Consider the following 14,917-nt stretch of genomic DNA (forward strand, 5'->3'; position numbering starts at 1 on the left):
GATGTCCCGAACAAGGCCCGGATTCCGAACCGAATTCATTCAGGATTCAGTGAACCACGCCACACTCCCCCTGACCACCCCGAACAAAAGCGAGCTGCAATGCCCCGCCCCGCCACCCTGATCACCGCGGTTCTCTTCCTCCTGGCCGCCGGCCTGCTGGGCTGGATGCTGCTCGCTCCGGATGACGATGCAGCGCCCAGCAGTCGCCCCGGCGGTGGCGAGACGCGACCGGTGGCCGTGGCGGTTGCCGCCATCGAGACCCGTGACCTGGTCGAGCGCCGGCGCTTCACCGGGAGCATCGAGGGTGCGGACCGCATCGAGATCACTCCCCGTGTCGGCGGCCGGGTCGCCGAGATCTTCGTCAATCTGGGGGACCGCGTGGAACCGGGCGACCCCTTGCTGCAACTGGACACCGAAGAGTTCGAGCAGGACGTCGCCCAGGCCGCGGCGGAACTGGAGGTGGCCGAGGCCAGCCTGGCGGAGGCCATCGCCAGCCGCGACGCGTCCCGGCGCGAACTGCAGCGCACCCGTGAACTGCGCGATCAGGGGATCGCCTCGCGTTCCGAGCTGGAGGCCGCCGAGACCGAACTGGCCCTGGCGCAGACCCGAGTGGCCCTCGCCGAATCGCAGATCCGGCAGCGACGCTCCGCACTACGCACCCGCGAGATCCAGCTTGGCTATACCCGCATCGAGGCGGATGCATCCAGCACCACGCGCTGGGTAGCGGAACGGTATGTGGATCCCGGCGCCGTCATCAGCGCCAGCGAGCCGGCGCTGGCACTGGTCCGGCTCCAGCCGGTCCGGGCGATCCTGGCCGTGACGGAGTCCGACTACGGTCGGCTGTCTCCCGGCCAGGCCGCCGAGGTGCGCACCGGCGCCTACCCCGACACCGCATTCGCGGGGACCATCGCGCGGATCGCACCGGAGTTCCGCCCCGGCTCGCGCCAGGCGCGGATCGAGGTGGAACTACCCAACGACGACGCCCGCCTGCGCCCGGGCATGTTCGTCGAGGCGGCGATCACCCTGGGACGGCGCGACGGCGCGCGGGCCATCCCGCGCGACGCGATCATCCAGCGCGAGGCCGGCCCCACCGTATTCAGCGTGGACCGCAGTGGCGAGCGCCCAACGGCCCGGCGCCATCAGGCCGTCACCGGTGTCCGTGACGGGAACTGGGTCGAGCTGCTGGAACCCGATCTGCCGCCGGGCACCGAGGTCGTGATCCTCGGCCAGCACCTGCTTGCGGACGGCACCCCGCTGCGGCTGAGCGAACCAGGCCGCATCCCCGACCACGATGACGCGCGCGAGGCACAGACCCCGTGAATCCCGCGCGCCTGACCGTCCACCGCCCCGTGCTGACCAGTATGGTGGCCCTGATCGTGGTCATCCTCGGGCTGACCGCGCTGACGCGCCTGCCGGTGGACCTGCTGCCCGACATCACCTACCCCGTGGTCACCGTGATGACCTCCTACCCCAATGCCGGGGCCGAGGAGGTCGAACAACTGGTCACACGGCCGGTGGAACAGGCAGCGGCCGCGATCACGGGTGCCCAGGAGATCCGTTCCACCTCGGCCGAGGGCAACAGCAACGTCCGCATCAACTTCGCCTGGGGCACGGACATCCGCCAGGCCGTGGACGACCTGCGCGATCGTCTGGCACGCATCGAGGACCGCCTGCCGGATGATGCCGACCGCCCGCTGGTGCGCCAGTTCGACACCCAGGACTCGCCCATCATGCGCCTGGGGGTGGGCTCGCAGCTGGACGCCATCCACCTGCGCACCCTGATCGACAACCGCATCGCCCCGCGCCTGGAGCGCATCCCCGGTGTGGCCGCGGTCGACACCTTCGGCGGGCTGGAGCGCGAGGTCCGCGTGGAGGTGGACCCGGAGCGTCTCGAGGCCATCGACCTGAGCCTGGACGACCTGCGCAACCGCATCCGCGACGCCAACGTGATCACCCCCGGCGGGCCGATCATGGACGGCCGGCGGGAGTACCGCCTGCGCACCCCGGCCGAGTTCCGCTCGGTGGACGAGGTCCGCGACACCATCGTGCAGCGCAGCGAGGATGGCGTGACCCACCTGCACCAGGTCGCGGAGGTACGCGATACCCATCAGCGCGTCACCCGCCGCTTCCGGGTCAACGAGGAAGAAGGCGTCCAGCTCGCGGTGCGCAAGCTGGCCGACGCCAACACGGTCGAGGTCTCGGAGGCGGTGCACGCCGAACTGGTACGCCTGAACCGCGACTTCCCTCAGATCGACATCCGCGCGGTCACCGACGAGGCGGGGTTCATCCGCAACTCCATCACCAATGTCGGCCAGGCCATCCTCTACGGCAGCGCGCTGGCGGTACTGGTGCTGCTCGTGTTCCTGCGCAATATCCGTTACACCCTGGTGGCGGCCACCGCGATCCCGCTGGCCGTGATCGCGACCTTTGGTCTGGTGTACTTCGGCGGCTACTCGCTGAACCTGATGACACTTGGCGGGATCGCGCTGGGGGTGGGGCTGATGGTGGACAACGCCATCGTGGTCATCGAGAGCATCGCCCGCCGACGTGAAGAACACGCCGAGCAGACCGCCGCCGAGGCCGCGATCAGCGGCACCGGACGGGTCGCGCCCGCCATCATCGCCAGCACCCTGACCACGGTCGCGATCTTCCTGCCGCTGTTCTTCGCCGAGGAACTCGCCGGCCAGCTGTTCAAGCCCCTGGCGGCCGTGGTCGCCTTTGCCCTGGCCGGCTCGCTGATCGTTGCCCTCACCCTGGTGCCGATGCTGATGGCCCGCGCCCCGATGCCCAGGCGAGACACCAGCGCCCTCGCGCGCATGGAACAACGCTACCAGGGCCTGCTGCAGCGCACCCTGACCCAGCCGTGGATGGTCATCGGCATCAGCCTGCTGCTGATGATGATCGCCCTCGCCGGCCTGCGCGGCGTGGGCACCGAGTTCCTGCCCGCCACCGACGAGGGCGAGCTGCGCGTGCATGTATCCATGGAACCCGGCACCCCGCTGGAAGAGCTGTACGCCACCATGGCCGGGCTGGAGGCGATCATCCGCGACGAGGTCCCGGAACTGGAAAACCTGGTCTCCAGCTCGGGCGCCTCGGCGTTCCGGGCCTCCTCGCCGGCCTCCGGCAACATGCGCGTAATGGTCGGTTCGCGCGCAAGCCGCAGCCGCTCCTCCGATGCCATCGCCGCCGCGCTGCGCGAGGCGCTGGGCAGCCCGCCCGGGGTCGAGATCCGCGTACGCGCCTCCAGCGGGATCTTCTTCCGTGGCTTCGGCCGTGGCGCGGACGAGGAGAGCCTGTCCATCGAGGTCCGTGGCTTCGAACTGCCCACGATGAACGCGGTGGTCGAGCGGTTCGAGGCCGCGCTGGCCGACATCCCCGGCGTGACCGATACCCGCGTCGGCTCCGACGGCGGTCAGCCCGAGTTCGCCACCCGCATCGACCGCGCCCGCGCCGCCGACCTGGGCGTGGACGTGCGCACCATCGCCCAGACCCTGGAGACCGCGCTGGGCGGCTCCAGCGCCGGGCAGCTGCGCGCCGGGGGCGACGAGACCCGTATCTGGGTCCAGCTGCGCGACGCCGACCAGAGCTCGCTGGACGACCTGCTGAACCTGACGGTGCGCAGCGAGGACGGCGAGCGGGTCGCCCTGCGCAGCCTCGTGTCCTTCGATACCGCGATGGGCCCCGACAGCATCCAGCGCCGCGAGCAGGCGCGCATCAGCACCCTGTTCGTGAATATCGGCGACCGCTCGCTGGGCGAGGTCGCGGCGGACGTGCGTGCCGCCCTGGCGGATATCCCGCTGCCGGAGGAGATCGACTTCTCGGTCACCGGCGATATCGAGGAACAGGAAGCCGCCTTCTCCGAGCTGCTGCTGGGCACTCTGCTGGCCACGCTGCTGGTGTACATGGTCATGGCCAGCCTGTACGAATCCCTGCGCGACCCGCTGATCGTGATGTTCTCCATCCCGCTGGCCCTGATCGGCGTCACCGCGGCGCTGCTGATCACTGACACCACGCTCAACGTGCAGTCGCTGATCGGCATCCTGCTGCTGGTCGGGATCGTGGTGAACAACGCGATCCTGCTGGTGGACCGGATGGCCCGGCGCCACCGCGACGACGGCATGGAACTGAACGCGGCGATCGTGGCCGCGGCAGGCGAGCGTCTGCGCCCGATCCTGATGACCACGCTGACCACCATCCTCGCGCTGTCGCCGCTGGCGATCGGCATGGGCGACGGTGGCGAGGCCCAGGCCCCGATGGCACGGGTGGTGATCGGCGGGCTGCTGTCGTCTACCCTGATCACCCTGGTGCTGATCCCGACGCTGTACCTGCTGTTCCACCGCCGGGGCGAACATCCACAACCGGTCTATCGAGTCGCAACGGAACATGCCTAGAAAAACGCTGACCTTCCTCGTCGCGCTCGCCCTGACCCTCCCGGCCCAGGGCGCCGACGCCCAGGACGCCACCGAGGGCCTGCGCCTGTCCCTGCCCGCCGAGGCCCTGCTGGACACCCGCCCGTTCGAGCGCGAGGCGGTGGCGGAGGAGACGCTGTCGCTGGAGGAGGCCGTCGCCCGCGCCCTGGAGAACAACCGCGGCCTGCGCGCCGAGCGCCTGCAAACGGCCATCCAGGGCACCTTCGAGGCCCAGGAGCGCGCGGTGTTCGACCCCGAGCTGTTCGCCGAGCTGGAGATCAGCCGCGACCAGAGCGTGCGCCAGCTGGAACAGATCGGCGAGACCGACACGGTGACAACCACCCGCCGTTTCGGGGAGGCCGGGATCACCCAGGCGCTGCCCACCGGCACCGACCTGACGGTCTCGCTGCGCAGTTCCCGCGCCTCCAGTTCCCGCGTGGACACCCCGCAGTTCACCACCCGCGCGGGGCTCAGCCTGACCCAGGCCCTGCTCCGGGGCGGCCGCATCGAATCGAACCTGGTGCGCCTGCGCCAGGCCAGCCTGGACGTGGAGGCATCGGAATACGAGGTGCGCGGCTTCGTGGAGCAGCTGATCACGGACGTGGAGGGCCGCTACTGGGACCTGGTACTGGCCGACGCACAGATCGCCATCTTCGAGGAGGCCCTGGCGGTCGCCCGCGCCCAGCTGGACCAGACCGAACGCCGCATCCGGGCCGGCGACCGTCCGGAGACCGAGGCCGTATCCGCGCGCGCCGAGGTGGCGCTGCGCCGCCAGGGCCTGATCGACGCGCGGGCCGACCGTGCCCGCGCCCAGGACGCGCTGGCCCGCCTGCTGCAGGCCGACAACGGCGGGCTCTGGGATACCCGGCTAGAGGCCCGTTCGGAGCCGGAGCTGGAGCGCTACGCCCTGGAGCCCCTGGATGCCTACGTGGCGCTGGCCCGCGACCACCGCGCCGACCTCAACGAGACCCGCCTGCGCGTGCAGCGCAACCAGCTGGAAGTCGTGCGCACCCGCAACGGCCTGCTGCCGCGCCTGGACTTCTTCGTGACCCTGGGCCAGTCCGGCTACGCCGACAGCTTCAGCCGCACCTGGCGCGACCGCCAGGGCGACGGCTACGACCTGGCCGCCGGCCTGCGCTTCGAGATGCCCATCGGCAATCGCGCGGCCGAGGCCGAGCACACCCGCGCGCGCCTGACCCGCCAGCAGATCCAGGAGACCCTGGCCAACCTGGAACAGCTGGCCATCGAGGACGTGCGCGCCACCTGGTTCGACGCCGCCCGCGTGCGCGAACAGATCCAGGCGCAGAAGGAGACGGTGGAACTACAGGAAGAACTGCTGCGCGTGGAACAGACCCGCTTTCGGGTCGGGGCCGGAACCGCCCTGGCCGTGGCCCAGGCCCAGCGCGACCTGCTGGAGAGCCGCCTGAACCTGACCGAGACGGTGGTGCGCTTTCGCCAGCTGAGCACCGAACTGCTCAATGCCAGCGGCACCCTGCTGCTGCACCGCGGCATCGACGCCCCGGGTGCCGAACGCGTGGAGATCCGCCTGTAATCCGAATGCTGGAAGGACCGTCGCCCCGCTCAGGACGCCCGCCTATTGTCCCACGGGACGGGCACTGCCATCGGCGTCGATCTCGACGACGAGCATCGCCCCGGCCCCGATGCTGCGCCCGCTGAGCTCCATGATGTTGGCCCTGTGGGTCACGTAGACCGCAGGTCCCTGCGCCTGCCGGTATTCCTCCGCCAGGTGTTCGCGCCACGCCCGCATGCGCCGCTCCCGATGCGGGGCGTTGGTGCGAAACACCGATCCCAGGGCCTCCAGGACCACCGGTTCGCCATAGCCCAGCAGCTCCGCGGTATCGAAATTGCGACACCAGGGACCCGCGAATACCCGGATCGAATCGAGCCCGGCGGCCCGCAGGCGTTCGCCGGTCTCGCGGGCCTGCGCGCGGCCCTCCTCGGATAGATTGCGCTGCGTGGCGCAGTCGTCGACATCAAAGCCCGATGGGTCGCCAATCCCCGGCGCCAGGGCATGACGCATCAGCAGGATGCGCTGCGGCTCCTGCAACTGCGCCACGATCACACGTTCTTCGGCCAGATCGTCCGCCGCCAGCGGCACAGCGAGTGCCAGCACGATCACGGCCCAGACCCCCGGGAATACAGAGCGTTTCATGACGCCGTTTGCCTCGTACGACGACGCCGGCAGGCGTCGGAACAGTAGCGCACCTCGTCCCAGCAGCGCGCCCACTTTCTACGCCAGGCAAACGGCCGACCGCACACGGCGCAGGTCTTTTGCGGCAGATGAGGCTTGGCATGCGCCACGGCGGCCGTTATCCCCCCGGGCGGCAGACCCCGTCGTCGCAGCGGGACCGCCAGCGATAGCGGGCGATCACGTTGTAGACGCGGTCCATCAGCCAGACGACCGGCGGAAGGCGATGCAGCACGCCGCCGAGCCAGCGGTAATACGGCAGATGCCGCCAGACCAGCACGAAGGCCCACGCGCCACTGCGAATGCGGCCCTCGGGACTGACGGCATGCATGCGCTGCATGGCCTGGTCCCAGGTGATGCCCCAGGCGGCGAGCGGCGCCGCATCGGCGTGGATGTCGCGCCAGTCGACCGCGGCAGCGGTATCCAGGCGCTGGTAGTGGCCGATCTCGCGACGGCACAGCGGGCAGCCGCCATCGTAGAACACGATCGGGCGTCCGGGGGCCTTTGGCGGTCGGTTCGCGGCCGGGTCAGGCATGTCCCACCGGCCCGGTCTGCTGGTGCTGCGCCTCGCCCAGCGATTTCAACGCGCGCTCCACCACATCGCGCGCGAGTCCCTGGGTCATCTCGGGGTCGGCCGGGATCATCTCGGTACGCACCGCCAGGGCCATCGCCAGGGCCTGCAGCACATCCCCGTTGCAGGTGTCCCCCAGCACCCCGATCTCGTTATCCAGGGTATCGGTCAACCGGTCCAGCAACTGCTGCACCCGCACCGCCGAACCCGTCTCGGGGTGCAGACGAAACTCGAAGGACACGGCCTCGCCGCTCGGGGTCACATAGCGATAGGGCAATACGTCCATGGCTCTCTCCTTCGCGAACGGTCGGGTTGTCGAGGCGGATTTCGGGGTCGGTCGGGCAGCTCCTCCGCCATTGGGCCACGAAACGGGCAAACAGTTCGACCGGCAGCGGGCCGACACGACCGGATCGCATCGCGAAAACCGCCCCGGCCGGCACGCGCAAGCGTTATCCTTGCGCCTCATGGAGACCCGCATCCGCAACATCGACTTCGCCGGTGCGCCGCGCGCGGCAGGGGTACGGTAATGGCGGCCCGCCGCAAGCGCCGCCCGCTGCGCCGCCTGCTCCTCTGGGTGGCCGGGCTGACCGCATTCCTGCTGGCGCTGGGCATCGGGGTTATGTTCGCGCTGGTGGTGCTGTTCGCTCGCGTCGACCCGCCCTACGGCATGGCCATGGTGGTGGCCACCGACTGGCAGACCGCCTCCAACCGGCGCCCGGACTGGCAGCGTCTGGATGACCTGCCCCGCCACCTGATGCTGGCGGTGATCGCCGCGGAGGACCAGCATTTTCCCAACCATCGCGGCTTTGACTGGGGCTCGGTGCGCCAGGCGCTGGGCGATCATGTGCGCGGCGGGCGACTGCGCGGCGCCAGCACCATCAGCCAGCAGACCGCCAAGAATCTGTTCCTGTGGCACGGCCGGTCCTGGGTGCGCAAGTCGCTGGAGGCCGGGTTCACGCTGGGGATGGAGACCCTGTGGCCGAAACGACGCATCCTCGAGATCTACCTGAACCTGGCGGAATGGGGCCCCGGCATCTACGGCATCGAGAACGCCGCCCAGCATTACTTCGGTGTCTCCGCCACCGAACTGGACCGCCACCAGTCCGCGCGTCTGGCCGCCATCCTGCCCAGCCCCGGGCGCATGAACCCGGTGCAGCCGGGCCCGCAACTGGACCGCCGTATCGCCTGGGTGGAGCAGCAAATGGCCCAGCTCGGGATCGCCTGGCTGGACCCGATGCTGCTGGAGTAAGCCTCGTGCCCGACCGACGCCGAGGTCGGGCACGGAGATCGCCCCGCGCCTTTGGCGCTCGCGATGAGCGTGCTTTCCCCCATCATGGCAAGGCTCCGCCAGGGGCGGCGGCCATCCCCGGACGCACCCCCGGCCCGCATTGTGGCGGGGAACTTCGAGCCTTTAGACTGCTCGCACTAACCGCACGGGCGAACCGCCGCTCAATAGGTCCATCGACATGAACGCCATGAGCGCGGCTCCCATGGATGCCCCCCGAACATTGAGGTTTGCCGTGACCCACCAGCGCTCGCCGTTTCGCTTCTTCTCCCGCCTGCTCGTCCTCGCCGCCCTGCTGTTCTCCGTGCCGCTGGGGGCCGTCTCTGCCCAGGATGCCGGCGCGACGGAATCCGGCAATGACCTGCGCCAGACGCTGATCGACGCGCTGGAAAACGAGGAGGCACGCGAACGCCTGCTGGAAGCCTTGCGCGCCGACAGCGGCGCCAGCGAGAGCGAGACGGCCGAAGATGCCGTCCCGGTGGACACCGGCGAGAGCGAATCGGTGGCGCGCCAGATTGCCCAGCTGACCCAGTCGCTGGCCGAGGGGACCGTGGCCGAGATCCGGGCCCTCAACGACATCGCCGCGGACATCGCTGAACAGGTCCGTGCAATCGAACCGACGGTTTTCGGGATGGCCGTGCTCGATCTGGCGATCATCATTGTATTCACCGTGGTGGTGTTCCTGATCCTGCGCCGCCTGGGTGCCCCGTTGTTTACCGGCATCGACCGCTGGGCCCTGAATGCCGCGGAGCACATGCGCCTGATGCGGGCACTGCCCGCCGTCGTCCTCGCCGCCGCGATCGACTTCCTGATCGTCATCCTCGCCTGGCTGGCCGGCTATGCCCTCGCGCTGTTCGTACTGGGCGAGTCGGGCGAGATGAACACGCGCCACTCGCTGTTCCTGAACGCCTTCCTACTGATCGAGGTGACCAAAGCGGCGCTGCGCCTGATCTTCGCCACCCGCTACCACGGTCTGCGCCTGCTGCCGATGGCCGGGGACGAGGCCGCCTACTGGAACGCCTGGCTGGCGCGCATCGTGGGCTACATTGGCTACGGCCTCCTGCTGCTGGTGCCAATCGCCAACAACCAGATTTCCTCCGAGGCGGGGCGCTCGCTGGGGCTGATCGTGATGCTGACGGCGTTCCTGTACGCCGCCGTGATCATCCTGCAGAACCGCAGCCGGGTGCATGACCGCCTGATCGCGATGGCCAACCGGGCCGAGTTCGCCTTCACCCGGATCGTGATCTCGCTGCTGGCGAATTTCTGGCACTGGATCGCGCTGCTCTACTTCCTGGCGCTGGCCGTGGTCAGCGTCACGCGCCCGGAAGACGCCCTGCCCTTCATGGCCAAGGCCACCGGTCAGACCTTGCTCGCGGCCTTCGTGGGCGTGTTCGTCGCCAACCTGCTGACGCAGCTGATCGGCCGGCAGATCCGCGTGCCCGACGAGACCCGGGAGAAGTTCCCGTCGCTGGAACTGCGCCTGAACTCGTACATCCCGAAGGCGCTGAAGGTCATGCGCCTGGTGATCCTGCTGATCGTGCTGGCGGTGATCGCGGATGCCTGGGGTGCCTTCAGCCTGACCACCTGGCTCGCCTCCGACACCGGCATGGCGGTACTGGGCACCGCGATCTCGGTCGCCCTGATCCTGCTGGGCGTGCTCGCCATCTGGCTGGTATTCGCCAGCTGGATCGAACACCGCATGAACCCCAACACCGGCGACGGCGGTCCGACGGCCCGCGAGGCCACGCTGCTGACCATCTTCCGCAATGCGGTCGCCATCGTGCTGATCGTGATGACCACCATGATCGTGCTGGCCGAGATCGGCGTGAACATCGGGCCGCTGCTGGCCGGCGCGGGCGTCCTCGGCCTGGCCGTCGGCTTCGGCGCCCAGAAACTGGTCCAGGACGTGATCACCGGGGTCTTCATCCAGCTGGAGAACGCCATCAACGTCGGTGACGTAGTCACCGTCGCCGGAACGACCGGCGTGGTCGAACGCCTGACCATCCGCTCGCTGGGTCTGCGCGACCTGTCCGGGACCTACCACCTGATCCCGTTCTCCTCGGTCGACGCGGTGTCCAACTACATGCGTGAATTCGCCTACCACGTGGGCGAGTACGGCGTCGCCTACCGCGAGGACATCGACGAGGTCATCGTGCGCCTGCGCGAGGCCTTCGAGGAACTCAAGGAAGACCCCGACCAGGGTCCGAACATCCTCGACGAAATGGAGGTGCACGGCATCACCGCCCTGGCCGACAGCTCGGTCAACGTGCGTATCCGCATCAAGACGCTGCCGGGCACCCAGTTCGGCCTGGGCCGCGCGTTCAACCGCCTGGTCAAGAAGCACTTCGACGCCGCCGGCATCGAGATCCCGTTCCCGCACCAGACCATCTACTTCGGTCAGGAGAAGGACGGGTCGGCCCCCGCAGCCAACCTGCGCATGATCGAGGCCGCGCCGGAGGGCAACGCCGACGACCGGGACTATTCGCGCGACCGCCGCGCCCGCCCGAACCCGAAACACAAGGGCGACTACGACGAGTCCGAGGACTGACGCAACCAGCGGGGCGAACGGCCGGCTGAGGGGCCTGCCGCCACGCGCGGTCATCCCGAACCGGCTTACCCTTTCCGCCAGGGCGGGATTTGGGTCAATATAGCCGCATGCGACTGTTGATCCTGCTCGCGCCGTTGCTGTTGTTCCTCGCCTGGGCCCCGGGCCTCTGGGTACGTCACGTCATGAAGAAGTACCACCAGCCGGGGGACCGCTACGACGGCACCGGCGCGGAACTGGCCCGCGATCTGCTGGACCGTCACGGGCTGCACAAGGTCCGGGTGGAGACCACCACGCACGGAGATCACTACGACCCCAACGCCCGCACCGTACGGCTGTCGCCCGAAAACCACGAGGGCCACTCCCTCACGGCGGTCACCGTGGCCGCCCACGAGGTCGGACACGCCATCCAGCATGCCGAGGGCTACGCCCCGCTGCGCATGCGCAGCTACCTGGTCTGCGTCGCGGGATACGGACAGCAGATCGGCGCCTGGCTGCTGGTCGCCATTCCCTTTGTCACCCTGCTCGCCCGACATCCCGCGCCCGCGTTCCTGTTCCTGCTGGCCGGAGTCCTCTCCATGGGGCTCGCCACGCTGGCCCACCTGGTCACCCTCCCCACGGAGTTCGACGCCAGCTTCCGCCGGGCCATGCCGATGCTGCGCGACGGGCGTTACCTGCACCCGCCCGACTACCCGCATGCGGAGCGCATCCTGAAGGCCGCCGCCTATACCTACCTCTCGCAATCCCTGATGAGCCTGCTGAATATCGCCTCGTGGTTCCGCTACCTGCGCCGCTGAGCGGCTCCGCTCGGCCTGCCTGCCCGTTGTGCGGCCAGCCGACCCGGCTGTTCCATCACCGCGGTCTCGGCGACCCCTCACCCGGTGACTATCGCCGCTGCCACCACTGCCGCCTGATCCACCTCGACACCGGGTCCTGGCCCGACCAAGAGACGGAACGCGGGTACTACCGCACCCACGAGAATCGGCCGGATGATCCCGGTTACCAGGCGCATCTGCAGCGGCTGATCGAACCGCTGCTCGAGGCCCTGCCGCCACCTGCCCGCGGCCTCGACTGGGGCTGCGGCCCCCAACCCGTTCTCGCGGCCCTGCTGCAGACACGCGGCTACACCATGGATACCTGGGACCCCGCCTTCGCACCCCTCTGGCCCGACGCACCCGACTCCGGCTGGGATTTCATCACCTGCACCGAGGTGCTGGAGCACCTGCACAGTCCCCTGCACGCACTGCAAACGCTGCGCACCCACCTGCGCCCGGGCGGCGTTCTTGCCGTAATGACCGAATGGCCGCCCGAGGCGGACCGCTTCCGCCGCTGGCACTATCGCCGCGACCCCACCCACGTCGCGTTCTACGGGCCCGACACCCTGCACTGGATCGCCGACCGGCTGGGTTGCGCCCTCGCGCTGCCCGCGCGCGACATAGCGCTGTTCACGCGCAGCGATCCGCCCTGATCAACCCGAAACCGCGACGGGCATCACACGGATACGCCCGCCACGGGGCCCCGGGGAACTCCTTCACCCGCGGATCGTCTTCGCCAGGTGCCATTCGCCCGATTGGACGCCCCTTGTCCGGCATGAAAGCGCCACGCTTGTTAAGCTGGGGTTAAGTGCGCTTGTCTAGGCTACCGTTACTACTTACGCAGGAGAGACTCTATGAAGATTCGTTCCCGGTCCGTCGCCGGACTGATCGCCGCGGCCGCCCTTGCGCTGGCCAGCCCGCTCGCCATGGCGCAGGGCATGGGCCAGCAGGGCCAGGGCGGCATGGGCATGCAGGGCGGTCAGGGCGGCAACCCGCAGATGGAGATGCAGCAGCTCCAGCAGACCCTCGCCGAGACCCAGCAGCAGGCCATCCAGAACAATCCGCAGCTGGAACAGAAGGGCGAAGAGCTGGAAAACCTGGTCCTGGACAAGATGGAGTCCGCCGGCTATCAGCCGCGTCGCGACCTGGAAACCCTCGAGTCCGCCGAGGAACGCCTGCGCGATCCGGACCTCAGCGCCGAACAGCGCCAGGAAGTCATCCAGTCCGAGGACGTGCAGCAAGCGCAGATGAACCTGCAGGAAGCCCAGCAGGCGGTCGCGCAGGATGAAGAGATCCTGGAAGCCCAGGAAGCCCTGCGGGAAGACCTGATGGCCGCCATGCGCCAGGAGAACGCCGATATCGACGACGTCATCCAGCGCATGCAGAGCCTGCAGCAGCAGATGCAGCAGCAACAGGGTGGCCAGGGGGGTCAGGGCGGCATGATGCGCTAACCCCGCCACCCGGCGCGCCCGATCAAAAAGCCCGGCCCCCTGAAGGGGCCGGGCTTTCTTTTGTCGGGCCATTGCGAATGCCGCCGCTCACTTGGGCCTGCAAGGCCGTCAGTCGAGTCGGCCGGTCTCCTGCGCCAGCGCGCGCAGCGCCTCGGTCTGTCCCTCGGGCAGCTGACTCCAGTCAAAGCGCCAGGTCCAGTTGCGTTCGTCCACCGTACCGGGAATGTTCGTGCGCGCCTCCGAACCCAGTTGCAGGGCATCCTGCATCGGCAGAATCGCGAGCTGTGCCGGAGAACGGCAGGCCGCACGAATCAGCGGCCAGGGCATCTCCTCGGCCCCGCCCTCGTCCAGCGTTGCGATCACGTGCTGCTGCAGGGACGGCTCCAGAGAACGGAACCAGCCCAGCGTGGTGTCGTTGTCGTGGGTGCCGGTATACACCGCGCTCAGTTCGTCATGATTCGCCGGCAGGTACGGGTTGTCCGGCCCACCCTCGAAGGCGAACTGCAGGATGCGCATGCCCGGCAGATCGAAGCGCAGGCGCAGGGCGGTCACCTCCGGCGTGATCACGCCGAGGTCCTCGGCCAGCAACGGCAGCACGCCGAGACGGGTCTGAAGCTGTTCGAAGAAGTCCGCGCCCGGCCCCGGCACCCAGTGCCCCTGCGTGGCATCCGGCTCGCTCGCCGGCACCGCCCAGCTGGCCTCGAAGCCGCGGAAGTGATCAATGCGCACGGCGTCTACCGTCTCCAGGGTCCAGCGCAGCCGCTCCACCCACCAGTCGTAGCCGCGTTCGGCAAGGCGGTCCCAGCGGTAGTGCGGGTTGCCCCAGCGCTGCCCGGTCTCGGAGAAGTAGTCCGGTGGCACGCCGGCCACGGTCAGCGGGTGCCCCGTGTCGTCCAGATCGAACAGGTCACGGTGGGCCCAGACCTCGGCCGAGTCGTGCGCCACGAAGATCGGCATGTCGCCCAGGATCAGGATGTCCCGTGCGCGGGCATGCTCGCGCACGTCCTGCCATTGATCGAACAGCACAAACTGGGCGAAGCGTACCGCCTCCAGCTCCCGGGCCGCATCGACCTCCGCAGCCGCCAGGGCATCCGGATCGCGGTCGCGCAAGGCGGCCGGCCATTCCCACCAGGGACGGCCGCCTTCACGGGCCCGGATCACCACGAACCGGGCAAAGTCCTCCAGCCACACCGGGCCCTGGGAATCCCGAAAAGCCTGGTAGGCCTGCGCCCAGCCATCGCCGGCCTGCTCCAGCCGCTCCCGCGCCTGTTCCAGCAGTGTGTCGACGGGCAGCGTCGGGTCCGCAAGGCCCGCGCGCGCCGCCAGGCGCTGCGGGTCGATCAGGCGCACATCGCCAGCGAAGGCGGAGATACTGGCATACGGCGAACCGTCCTCCTGCGGCGGGTGCAACGGCAGGATCTGCCACAGGCTGAAGCCAGCATCCCGCGCCCAGTCGAGGAAACGAAAGGCCTCGTCCCCCAGCGTCCCGACCGGACCCAGGCCCGGCAATGACACGGGGTGCAGGAGGACCCCCGCGCGGCGGCGCTGCATCAGGGGGTTGCAGTGTTCTTCGCCCGCCTCCATCCGCTACGGCCCCTCGTACATGGTTACCGGGCACATGGTTACTTGGCA

The 14,917-nt window shown here is 69.1% G+C and carries 14 protein-coding genes; 9 read left to right on the forward strand and 5 right to left on the reverse strand.

The annotated features are described in order from the left end of the window. Window positions 1-99: 99 nt before the first annotated feature. From F793_RS0107570 to F793_RS0107580, 3 genes are read left to right on the forward strand one after another with little or no spacing between them, the layout of a single operon-like run. Complete coding sequence (locus tag F793_RS0107570; RefSeq protein WP_018882194.1) at window positions 100-1,320, forward strand: efflux RND transporter periplasmic adaptor subunit; 1,221 nt, start codon at window positions 100-102, stop codon at window positions 1,318-1,320. Further along, window positions 1,317-4,391, forward strand: coding sequence for an efflux RND transporter permease subunit (locus F793_RS0107575; RefSeq protein WP_018882195.1), 3,075 nt, complete (start codon window positions 1,317-1,319; stop codon window positions 4,389-4,391). The genes F793_RS0107570 and F793_RS0107575 overlap by 4 nt, the downstream gene beginning before the upstream one ends. Beyond that, complete coding sequence (locus F793_RS0107580; protein WP_018867073.1) at window positions 4,384-5,961, forward strand: TolC family protein; 1,578 nt, start codon at window positions 4,384-4,386, stop codon at window positions 5,959-5,961. Before F793_RS0107575 ends, F793_RS0107580 begins: the two co-directional genes overlap by 8 nt. Before the next feature lie 42 nt (window positions 5,962-6,003). Here F793_RS0107580 and F793_RS0107585 read toward each other — a convergent pair whose 3' ends face one another. Genes F793_RS0107585 through F793_RS0107595 form a run of 4 tightly spaced genes read right to left on the reverse strand, consistent with a single transcriptional unit; the run spans window position 6,004 to window position 7,475 of the window. Next, the gene (locus F793_RS0107585; RefSeq protein WP_026280402.1) at window positions 6,004-6,582 is read right to left on the reverse strand and encodes a histidine phosphatase family protein; all 579 of its coding nucleotides are present in this window, start codon (window positions 6,580-6,582) and stop codon (window positions 6,004-6,006) included. Continuing rightward, window positions 6,579-6,731, reverse strand: coding sequence for a DUF2256 domain-containing protein (locus F793_RS13680; protein ID WP_081618676.1), 153 nt, complete (start codon window positions 6,729-6,731; stop codon window positions 6,579-6,581). Before F793_RS13680 ends, F793_RS0107585 begins: the two co-directional genes overlap by 4 nt. Before the next feature lie 8 nt (window positions 6,732-6,739). Next, window positions 6,740-7,153, reverse strand: coding sequence for a thiol-disulfide oxidoreductase DCC family protein (locus tag F793_RS0107590; protein ID WP_038037048.1), 414 nt, complete (start codon window positions 7,151-7,153; stop codon window positions 6,740-6,742). Further along, on the reverse strand, window positions 7,146-7,475 hold the full coding sequence (locus F793_RS0107595; protein WP_018867076.1) for a hypothetical protein: 330 nt from the start codon (window positions 7,473-7,475) through the stop codon (window positions 7,146-7,148). The genes F793_RS0107590 and F793_RS0107595 overlap by 8 nt, the downstream gene beginning before the upstream one ends. Between F793_RS0107595 and F793_RS0107600 the strand changes: the two genes are divergently transcribed. From F793_RS0107600 to F793_RS0107625, 6 genes are all read left to right on the forward strand, one after another. Then, a complete protein-coding gene (locus F793_RS0107600; protein WP_018867077.1) occupies window positions 7,474-7,716 on the forward strand; it encodes a hypothetical protein in 243 nt (80 codons plus the stop codon). The two genes, F793_RS0107595 and F793_RS0107600, sit on opposite strands and share 2 nt — an antisense overlap. Then, on the forward strand, window positions 7,716-8,438 hold the full coding sequence (gene mtgA, locus F793_RS0107605) for a monofunctional biosynthetic peptidoglycan transglycosylase (RefSeq protein ID WP_018867078.1): 723 nt from the start codon (window positions 7,716-7,718) through the stop codon (window positions 8,436-8,438). Before F793_RS0107600 ends, mtgA begins: the two co-directional genes overlap by 1 nt. A 271-nt stretch (window positions 8,439-8,709) precedes the next feature. Then, complete coding sequence (locus F793_RS0107610) at window positions 8,710-11,022, forward strand: mechanosensitive ion channel domain-containing protein (protein WP_018882197.1); 2,313 nt, start codon at window positions 8,710-8,712, stop codon at window positions 11,020-11,022. Between the two features lie 107 nt (window positions 11,023-11,129). Beyond that, window positions 11,130-11,816, forward strand: coding sequence for a zinc metallopeptidase (locus F793_RS0107615; protein ID WP_018867080.1), 687 nt, complete (start codon window positions 11,130-11,132; stop codon window positions 11,814-11,816). Window positions 11,817-11,842: 26 nt separating this feature from the next. Next, window positions 11,843-12,487, forward strand: a complete 645-nt coding sequence (locus F793_RS0107620) for a class I SAM-dependent methyltransferase (RefSeq protein WP_018882198.1) — start codon at window positions 11,843-11,845, stop codon at window positions 12,485-12,487. Between the two features lie 201 nt (window positions 12,488-12,688). Next, window positions 12,689-13,285 carry a hypothetical protein gene (locus tag F793_RS0107625; RefSeq protein ID WP_018882199.1) on the forward strand — a complete coding sequence of 199 codons (597 nt, stop codon included), beginning with the start codon at window positions 12,689-12,691 and terminating at the stop codon, window positions 13,283-13,285. A gap of 108 nt (window positions 13,286-13,393) precedes the next feature. On the opposite strand, the gene malQ is transcribed toward F793_RS0107625, so the two are convergent. After that, complete coding sequence (gene malQ / locus F793_RS0107630) at window positions 13,394-14,869, reverse strand: 4-alpha-glucanotransferase (RefSeq protein WP_018882200.1); 1,476 nt, start codon at window positions 14,867-14,869, stop codon at window positions 13,394-13,396. Between the last annotated feature and the right edge of the window lie 48 nt (window positions 14,870-14,917).

This window comes from Thioalkalivibrio sp. ALE22, from assembly GCF_000381445.1.
In the GTDB taxonomy this organism is placed as follows: domain Bacteria; phylum Pseudomonadota; class Gammaproteobacteria; order Ectothiorhodospirales; family Ectothiorhodospiraceae; genus Thioalkalivibrio.

Bases quoted from the DNA above. Each gene is read 5' to 3' on its own strand.
- F793_RS0107570 (WP_018882194.1), top strand. From the start codon at position 100: ATGCCCCGCCCCGCCACCCTGATCACCGCGGTTCTCTTCCTCCTGGCC.
- F793_RS0107580 (WP_018867073.1), top strand. From the start codon at position 4,384: ATGCCTAGAAAAACGCTGACCTTCCTCGTCGCGCTCGCCCTGACCCTC.
- F793_RS0107585 (WP_026280402.1), bottom strand. From the start codon at position 6,582: ATGAAACGCTCTGTATTCCCGGGGGTCTGGGCCGTGATCGTGCTGGCA.
- F793_RS0107590 (WP_038037048.1), bottom strand. From the start codon at position 7,153: ATGCCTGACCCGGCCGCGAACCGACCGCCAAAGGCCCCCGGACGCCCG.
- F793_RS0107600 (WP_018867077.1), top strand. From the start codon at position 7,474: ATGGCTCTCTCCTTCGCGAACGGTCGGGTTGTCGAGGCGGATTTCGGG.
- F793_RS0107595 (WP_018867076.1), bottom strand. From the start codon at position 7,475: ATGGACGTATTGCCCTATCGCTATGTGACCCCGAGCGGCGAGGCCGTG.
- mtgA (WP_018867078.1), top strand. From the start codon at position 7,716: ATGGCGGCCCGCCGCAAGCGCCGCCCGCTGCGCCGCCTGCTCCTCTGG.
- F793_RS0107615 (WP_018867080.1), top strand. From the start codon at position 11,130: ATGCGACTGTTGATCCTGCTCGCGCCGTTGCTGTTGTTCCTCGCCTGG.
- F793_RS0107625 (WP_018882199.1), top strand. From the start codon at position 12,689: ATGAAGATTCGTTCCCGGTCCGTCGCCGGACTGATCGCCGCGGCCGCC.
- malQ (WP_018882200.1), bottom strand. From the start codon at position 14,869: ATGGAGGCGGGCGAAGAACACTGCAACCCCCTGATGCAGCGCCGCCGC.